Origin of the sequence: Pseudoroseomonas cervicalis ATCC 49957 (assembly GCF_000164635.1) — a bacterium.
Lineage (GTDB): Bacteria > Pseudomonadota > Alphaproteobacteria > Acetobacterales > Acetobacteraceae > Pseudoroseomonas > Pseudoroseomonas cervicalis.
In genome coordinates this window covers 10641-17609 of sequence record NZ_GG770777.1, presented here as the reverse complement: position 1 = coordinate 17609, position 6969 = coordinate 10641, and the positions used below count along the sequence as shown (strand labels likewise).

The window sequence follows — 6969 nt, the reverse complement described above, 5'->3', positions numbered from 1 at the left end:
CGGCGCGGCGCCGACGCTGCTGGCGCTGGTGCTCTATGCCAGCCTGCCGGTGCTGCGCGCCGCCACCGCCGGGCTGGACGCGGTGCCGCCGGGCGTGCTGGACGCGGCGCGCGGCAGCGGCATGGGGGGTTGGCGCATCCTGGCCCAGGTGGAGCTGCCGCTGGCCCTGCCGGTGATCCGCGCGGGCCTGCGCGTGGCGCTGGTGCTGGCGATCGCCACCACGGCGGTGGGCGCCGTCGCCGGCGCCAACTGCCTGGGCACCCCGATCGTCACCGGCCTGGCCAATGGCAACATGGCCTGGGTGCTGCAGGGGGCGCTGTTCACCGCCTGGCTGGCGCTGCTGGCCGACCGCAGCCTGCGCCTGCTGCTGGAGCGCGGCGGGGCCGGCTGAGCGCGCCGGCCTTCAGGATCCCTTATGGTGGCGCGGCTAGGATGGCGCCCTTTCTGCTCCAGCGAGGCCGCCTCATGCTGACAGCGCTCTGCGCCGCCTTCCCGCCCAGCGCCGCGGCGCGACTGGCCGCCGTCCATGCCAGCCAGGCGGTGATCGAATTTCTGCCGGATGGCTCCATCGTCGCCGCCAATGATCTGTTCCTCCGCACCATGGGCTACAGGCTCGAAGAAATCCGCGGCCGGCCGCACAGCCTGTTCATGGAGCCGGGCGCGGAGGCAGACCCCGCCTATCGGCGCTTCTGGCAGGAGCTGCGCGAGGGCCGCTTCCAGAGCGCCACGTTCCGGCGACTCGCCAAGGGCGGGCGCGAGGTGTGGATCCAGGCCTCCTACTGCCCGGTCCTCGGCCGCTGCGGCGGGGTGGCGCGGATCATGAAATTCGCCACCGACGTCACCGCCAGCACGATGCTCGCGGCGGACCATGCGGGGCAGATCGCCGCCATCCACCGCTCCCGCGCGGCGGTCGAGTTCGACCCCGAGGGCCAGGTGCTCACCGCCAACGAGAATTTCCTGGCCATCACGGGCTACCGGCTGGAGGAGATCGTCGGCCAGCACCACAGCCTGTTCGTGCCGCCGGAGGAGCAGCGCCTGCCCGCCCAGGCCGCCCTCTGGGAAGCGCTGCGCAACGGCCAGTACCAGGCGGGCGAGTTCCGGTGCCGGGCCAGGGATGGCCGCGATATCTGGCTCCAGGCCATCTACAACCCGATCCTGGCGCCCGGCGGCCGGCTGTCGAAGATCGTGACCTACGCCACCGATGTCACCGCCACGGCGCAGGCCCGGCAGCGCCGCCTGCGGACGGGAGAGGAGGTGGCCAGGGAGCTGTCCGGCATCGCCACCGCGGCCGAGACGACCCTGAACCGTGCGGAGGCCGCCTCCCGCTCCGCCGGCGAGACGCTGGGCAAGGTGCAGGCCATCGCCGAATCCGCCGACGACATGGCCAGCTCCGTCTCCGAGATCAACCGGCAGGTGCGCAGCGCCTCGGAGGTGTCGCTCGCCGGCCAGGCGGAGGCGGAGCGCGCCTCGGTGACGGTGGCGGAGCTGGTGCAGGCGGCGGACCGCATCGGCGAGGTGCTGGGGCTGATCGCCGCCATCGCCGGGCAGACCAACCTGCTGGCGCTCAACGCCACGATTGAGGCCGCCCGGGCGGGCGAGGCCGGCAAGGGCTTCGCCGTCGTCGCCTCCGAGGTGAAGAACCTCGCCAGCCAGACCGCCCGGGCCACCGGCGAGATCAGCAGCCAGGTGGGCCAGATGCGCAGCGCGGTGGAGCAGACGGTGGGGGCGATCCGCTCCGTGGCGCAGCGGATCGAGGCGATCTCGGACATCGCCACCGCCATCTCCGGCTCGGTGGACGAGCAGAGCCTGGCCACGCGGCAGATGGCCGAGAACATGACCCAGGCCGCCGGGGCGGTGGCGGCCATCAGCCAGGGCCTGGAGAGTATCCAGGAGGCGGCGCGGCAGGTGCAGGGCAATCTCCGCAGCGCCGCCGACCTGTCGCAGGCCCTGGTTTCCTGAGGGGCGGCGCGGCGCCGCCTACAGCCGGACCTTCAGCATCCGCCCCAGCTCGCCGATGATGCCGGCGCGGAAGGCGAGGACGCAGGCGACGAAGATGCAGCCCTGGATCACCGTCACCCAGGCGCCGAACTCGGCCAGGTAGTTCTGCATGGTGACGATGACGGCCGCCCCCATCACCGGGCCGAACACCGTGCCGAGCCCGCCCAGCAGCGTCATCAGCACCACCTCGCCCGACATCGCCCAGTAGACGTCGGTCAGCGTGGCGATGCCGAAGACCAGCGACTTGGTGCCGCCGGCGATGCCGGCCAGCGTGGCCGACAGGGTGAAGGCCATCAGCTTGTAATCGTCCGAGCGGTAGCCGAGCGAGATGGCGCGCGGCTCGTTCTCGCGGATGGCGGTCAGCACCTGGCCGAAGGGCGAGTGGATGATGCGGTTGACCAGCAGGAAGCCGGCCAGGAAGACGCCCGCCACCACCCAGTACATCGCCATGTCGCGCGACAGGTCGATGATTCCGAACAGCGCGCCGCGCGGCACGCGCTGGATGCCGTCCTCGCCGCCGGTGAAGGGCGCCTGCAGGCAGAAGAAATACACCATCTGCGCCAGGGCCAGGGTGATCATGGCGAAGTAGATGCCCTGGCGGCGGATGGCGATCCAGCCGGCGACGACGCCGAGCGCCGCCCCCACCGCGCCGCCGGCCAGGATCGCCAGCTCCGGCGTGAAGCCCCAGACCTTGGCGGCATGGGCGCTGATGTAGCCGCCCATGCCGAAGAACATCGCATGGCCGAAGGAGAGCAGCCCGACATAGCCGATCAGCAGGTTGAAGGCGCAGGCGAAGAGGGCGAAGCAGAGCAGCTTCATCAGGAAGACGGGATACAGAAAGAAAGGCCCGGCCAGCAGCGCGGCCAGCAGCACCAGGAAGGCGATGCTCTGCGCCCGGTTGAAGCCCAGCGCCGAGAGGCCGAGCAGCCCGGGATGGTCGTGCAGCGCCGGCAGGGTGGAGACGGAAGCGTGACCCGCGGCCATGGCTCAGGCCCTCCCGAACAGGCCGGCCGGCCGCGCCAGCAGCACGATGGCCATGATGACGAAGATCACGGTGGAGGAGGCCTCCGGGTAGAACACCTTGGTCAGCCCCTCGACCAGCCCCAGCCCGAAGCCGGTGACCACCGAGCCCAGGATGGACCCCATGCCGCCGATGACCACGACGGCGAAGACGACGATGATCAGGCTCGACCCCATCTGCGGGTTGACCGAGTAGATCGGCGCCGCCAGCACGCCGGCGAAGGCGGCGAGCGCCACGCCGGCCGCGTAGGTCAGCGTCACCATGCGCGGCACGTTGACACCGAAGGCCTGCACCAGCGGCGCGTTCTCGGTCGCCGCGCGCAGATAGGCGCCGAGCCGGGTCTTCTCGATCACCAGCCAGGTGGCGAGGCTCATGGCCAGCGCGGCCACGACGACCCAGAGCCGGTATTTCGGCAGGAACATGAAGCCGAGATCGACCGGCGGGCCGCCCAGCGCCTCGGGCGGCGCGTAGGGCAGGCCGGAGGAGCCGAACTGGTTGCGGAACACGCCCTCGATGATCAGCGCCAGGCCGAAGGTCAGCAGCAGGCCATAGAGATGGTCGAGCTTGTAGAGCTTGCTGATCATCGTCTTCTCGATCAGCACGCCGAAGGCGCCGACGATCAGCGGCGAGAGGATCAGCGCCGGCCAGTAGCCGATGCCCACCCAGTTCAGCAGCATCCAGGCGACGAAGGCGCCCATCATGAACTGGGCGCCATGGGCGAAATTGATGACGTTCAGCATGCCGAAGATGACGGCGAGGCCGAGCGAGAGCAGCGCGTAGAACGCGCCGTTCACCAGGCCGAGCACCACCTGCGGCAGGCCGAGCTCCAATTGGAAAAGCAGGTCTTCGAACACCGGCGAGGCTTCCTGCGGCGAGGGTCTGGGCAGGCGGGGCCGGCCGGGCGGAGGCTCCGCCCGGCCGGGTCGCCGGGTGTCAGGTGTTGATCAGGCTGCAGCGGCCCTCGGAGAGCGGGCGCCAGGCCTCGTCCGCCGCGGTGGTCTGCAGCAGCTTGTAGTAGTCCCAGGGGGCGCGCGATTCCTCGGGCGTCTTCACCTCGAACAGGTAGGAGGGGTGCAGCTTGCGGCCATCGGCGCGGATCTGGCCCTGGCCGAAGCAGTCATCATCGGTGGGCATCGCCTTCATGCGCGCCACCGCCTCGGCGCCGCTGGCCTTGGCCTGGGCCGCGCCCATATCGGCCACCGCCTTCAGGTAGTGCAGCACCGAGGCGTAGCAGCCGGCATGCGACATGGCCGGCATGTTGCCTGCCAGGTTGCCCTTCACCCGGTTGGTGAAGGCGCGGGTGCGGTCGTTCAGGTCCCAGTAGAAGCTCTCGGTGCAGACCAGCCCCTGCGCGGCGCGCAGGCCCAGGCTGTGGACGTCGTTGATGAACATCAGCAGCACGGCGATCTTGGTGCCGCGCCGGGTGACGCCGAACTCGGCGGCCTGCTTGACGCTGTTGATGGTGTCGGTGCCGGCATTGGCCAGGCCGATCACCTTGGCGCGGCTCTGCTGCGCCTGCAGCAGGTAGGAGGAGAAATCGGTCGATTGCAGCGGGTGCCGCACGCTGCCCAGCACGCGGCCGCCGGCGGCCTGCACGAAGCCCGTGGTGTCGCGCTCCAGCGCATGGCCGAAGGCGTAGTCGGCGGTGATGAAGAACCAGCTGTCGCCGCCGGTCTTGACCATGGCGCCGCCGGTGGACTTGGCCAGCATGTAGGTGTCGTAGGTCCAGTGCACCGTGTTCGGGCTGCACTGCGCGCCGGTCAGGTCGGTGGTGGCGCCGGTCGAGTTGAAATAGGCCTTGTTCTTCTCCCGCACGATGGCGCTGACGGCCAGCGCCACCGAGGAGTTCGGCACGTCGACGATGACGTCGACGCCGTCGCGGTCGATCCATTGCCGGGCGATGGTGGCGCCGACATCGGCCTTGTTCTGGTGGTCGGCCTGCAGCACCTCGACGGTGACGCCGCGCGCGGTGATGCCGGAATCCACGATCGCCTGGCGGACGCAGGCGGTGGAGGTGGGGCCGGAGATGTCGCGATAGACGCCGGACTGGTCGTTCAGCACGCCGATCTTCAGCGTGGTGCCCTGCGCGCGGGCGCGGCCGGGCAGGCCGGCCAGCCCCACGCCCAGGCTCGGCGCCAGGGCCGCGGCGGCGGCGGTCTTCAGCAGGCTACGGCGATCTTGTGCCATTTTCTCGATTCTCTCCCTGTGTCCTTGTCGCCGCCCGGCGCCGGCGCGGCGCGCAGCCCTGGATCAGACGCCCAGATATTCGTGCAGCCGGCCCATCGCGCCGGACAGCTCGGCATTGTCCACCGCGTCGACGACGCGGCCATGCTCCATCACGTAGTGGCGGTCGGCCACCGTCTGGGCGAAACGGAAATTCTGCTCCACCAGCAGCACGGTGAAGCCGCGCGCCTTGATCTCGCGGATGGTGCGGCCGATCTGCTGCACGATGACGGGGGCGAGGCCCTCGGTCGGCTCGTCCAGCATCAGCAGCTTGGCGCCGGTGCGCAGGATGCGGGCGATGGCCAGCATCTGCTGCTCGCCGCCCGACAGCTTGGTGCCCGGGCTGCGCGCGCGTTCCTTGAGGTTGGGGAACAGGGTGTAGATCGAATCGAGATCCATCCCCCCCGGGCGCACCACCGGCGGCAGCAGCAGGTTCTCGGTCACGTCGAGACTGGCGAAAATGCCGCGCTCCTCGGGGCAGAGGGCGATGCCCGCGCGGGCGATGCGGTCGCTGCGCGCATCCACCAGCTCCTGCCCCTCGAATCGCACGCTGCCGGCGCGGCGGCCGACAAGGCCCATGATGGAGCGCAGCGTGGTCGTCTTGCCGGCGCCGTTGCGGCCGAGCAGGGTCACCACCTCGCCCTCGCGCACCTCGATGTCGACGCCGTGCAGGATATGGCTCTCGCCATACCACGCCTCGAGATTCGCGACCTTCAGCAATGGCTCAGCCATGCGCCTCGGCTCCGGTCATGGCGGGATCGGTGCCGAGATAGGCGGCGATCACCTCCGGGTTGCGGGAAACCTCGGCATAGCTGCCCTCGGCCAGGACACGGCCGCGCGTCAGCACGGTGATGGTGTCGCACAGCCCTTCCACCACCTTCAGGTTGTGCTCGACCATCAGCACGGTGCGGCCCTCGGCCACGCGCTTCACCAGCGCCACGATGCGGTCGACATCCTCGGCCGTCATGCCGGCGGTGGGCTCGTCCAGCAGCATCATCACCGGGTCGAGCGCCAGGGTGGTGGCGATTTCCAGCGCCCGCTTGCGGCCATAGGGCAATTGCCCGGCCGGCAGCTGCGCATAGGCGGCAAGGCCGACATCCTCCAGCAATTCCCGCGCCCGCGCATCGTAGCGCTGCAGCAGCCGGTCGGAGCGCCAGAAATCGAAGCTGCCGCCGCGCGCCCGCTGCAGCGCCACGCGCACATTCTCCAGCACCGAGAGATGCGGGAACACCGCCGAGATCTGGAAGCTGCGCACCAGGCCGAGGCGGGCCACCTCGGCCGGCTTGAGGCGCGTGATGTCGCGCCCATCGAAGCGGATGCTGCCGCGCGTCGGCGGCAGGAACTTGGTCAGCAGGTTGAAGCAGGTGGTCTTGCCGGCGCCATTCGGCCCGATCAGCCCATGGATACTGCCACGCCGGACCTTCAATGAAACATCACCCACCGCGACGAAGCCAAGGAATTCCTTGGTCATGCCGTCGGTCTCCAGGATGCTGTCCGCCACCCTGCGCTCCCTCTTCCCTGGCCGTCCCCGGGGTTCCTGTTCCGGAACCGTTGCGACGCAGCATGGACGAGGCGCGAAGGACCGCGCAAGCAAAGCTTTCAGGTCAGGCGGCGCGAATTCCGCGCAGCAGCGTGTCGACCTGGCGGCGCAGCCCCTCGGTCTGGCCGGCCAGCGCCTCGGAGGCCTGGCGGACACGGTCGGCCGCCTCGCCGGTGCGGGCCGCGCC

General features: G+C 70.2%; 7 protein-coding genes. 2 read left to right on the top strand and 5 right to left on the bottom strand.

Features of this window, described 5'->3' with window-relative positions:
• Both HMPREF0731_RS00085 and HMPREF0731_RS00080 read left to right on the top strand, forming a co-directional pair.
• A partial coding sequence (locus HMPREF0731_RS00085) for an ABC transporter permease (RefSeq protein ID WP_007001920.1) occupies positions 1–391 on the top strand: 391 nt, incomplete at its 5' end.
• A 74-nt stretch (positions 392–465) separates the two neighbouring features.
• The gene (locus HMPREF0731_RS00080; protein ID WP_040611783.1) at positions 466–1959 is read left to right on the top strand and encodes a methyl-accepting chemotaxis protein; all 1494 of its coding nucleotides are present in this window, start codon (positions 466–468) and stop codon (positions 1957–1959) included.
• A gap of 18 nt (positions 1960–1977) precedes the next feature.
• Here HMPREF0731_RS00080 and HMPREF0731_RS00075 read toward each other — a convergent pair whose 3' ends face one another.
• The 5 genes from HMPREF0731_RS00075 to HMPREF0731_RS00055 form a co-directional block, all read right to left on the bottom strand.
• Positions 1978–2982, bottom strand: a complete 1005-nt coding sequence (locus tag HMPREF0731_RS00075; RefSeq protein WP_007001918.1) for a branched-chain amino acid ABC transporter permease — start codon at positions 2980–2982, stop codon at positions 1978–1980.
• Between the two features lie 3 nt (positions 2983–2985).
• Complete coding sequence (locus HMPREF0731_RS00070; RefSeq protein ID WP_007001917.1) at positions 2986–3873, bottom strand: branched-chain amino acid ABC transporter permease; 888 nt, start codon at positions 3871–3873, stop codon at positions 2986–2988.
• 79 nt (positions 3874–3952) lie between these two features.
• Positions 3953–5206, bottom strand: coding sequence for an ABC transporter substrate-binding protein (locus HMPREF0731_RS00065; RefSeq protein ID WP_007001916.1), 1254 nt, complete (start codon positions 5204–5206; stop codon positions 3953–3955).
• Positions 5207–5269: 63 nt separating this feature from the next.
• Positions 5270–5974: an ABC transporter ATP-binding protein gene (locus HMPREF0731_RS00060; RefSeq protein ID WP_007001915.1), complete on the bottom strand. Its 705-nt coding sequence runs from the start codon at positions 5972–5974 to the stop codon at positions 5270–5272.
• Positions 5967–6743: an ABC transporter ATP-binding protein gene (locus tag HMPREF0731_RS00055; RefSeq protein WP_007001914.1), complete on the bottom strand. Its 777-nt coding sequence runs from the start codon at positions 6741–6743 to the stop codon at positions 5967–5969. Before HMPREF0731_RS00055 ends, HMPREF0731_RS00060 begins: the two co-directional genes overlap by 8 nt.
• Between the last annotated feature and the right edge of the window lie 226 nt (positions 6744–6969).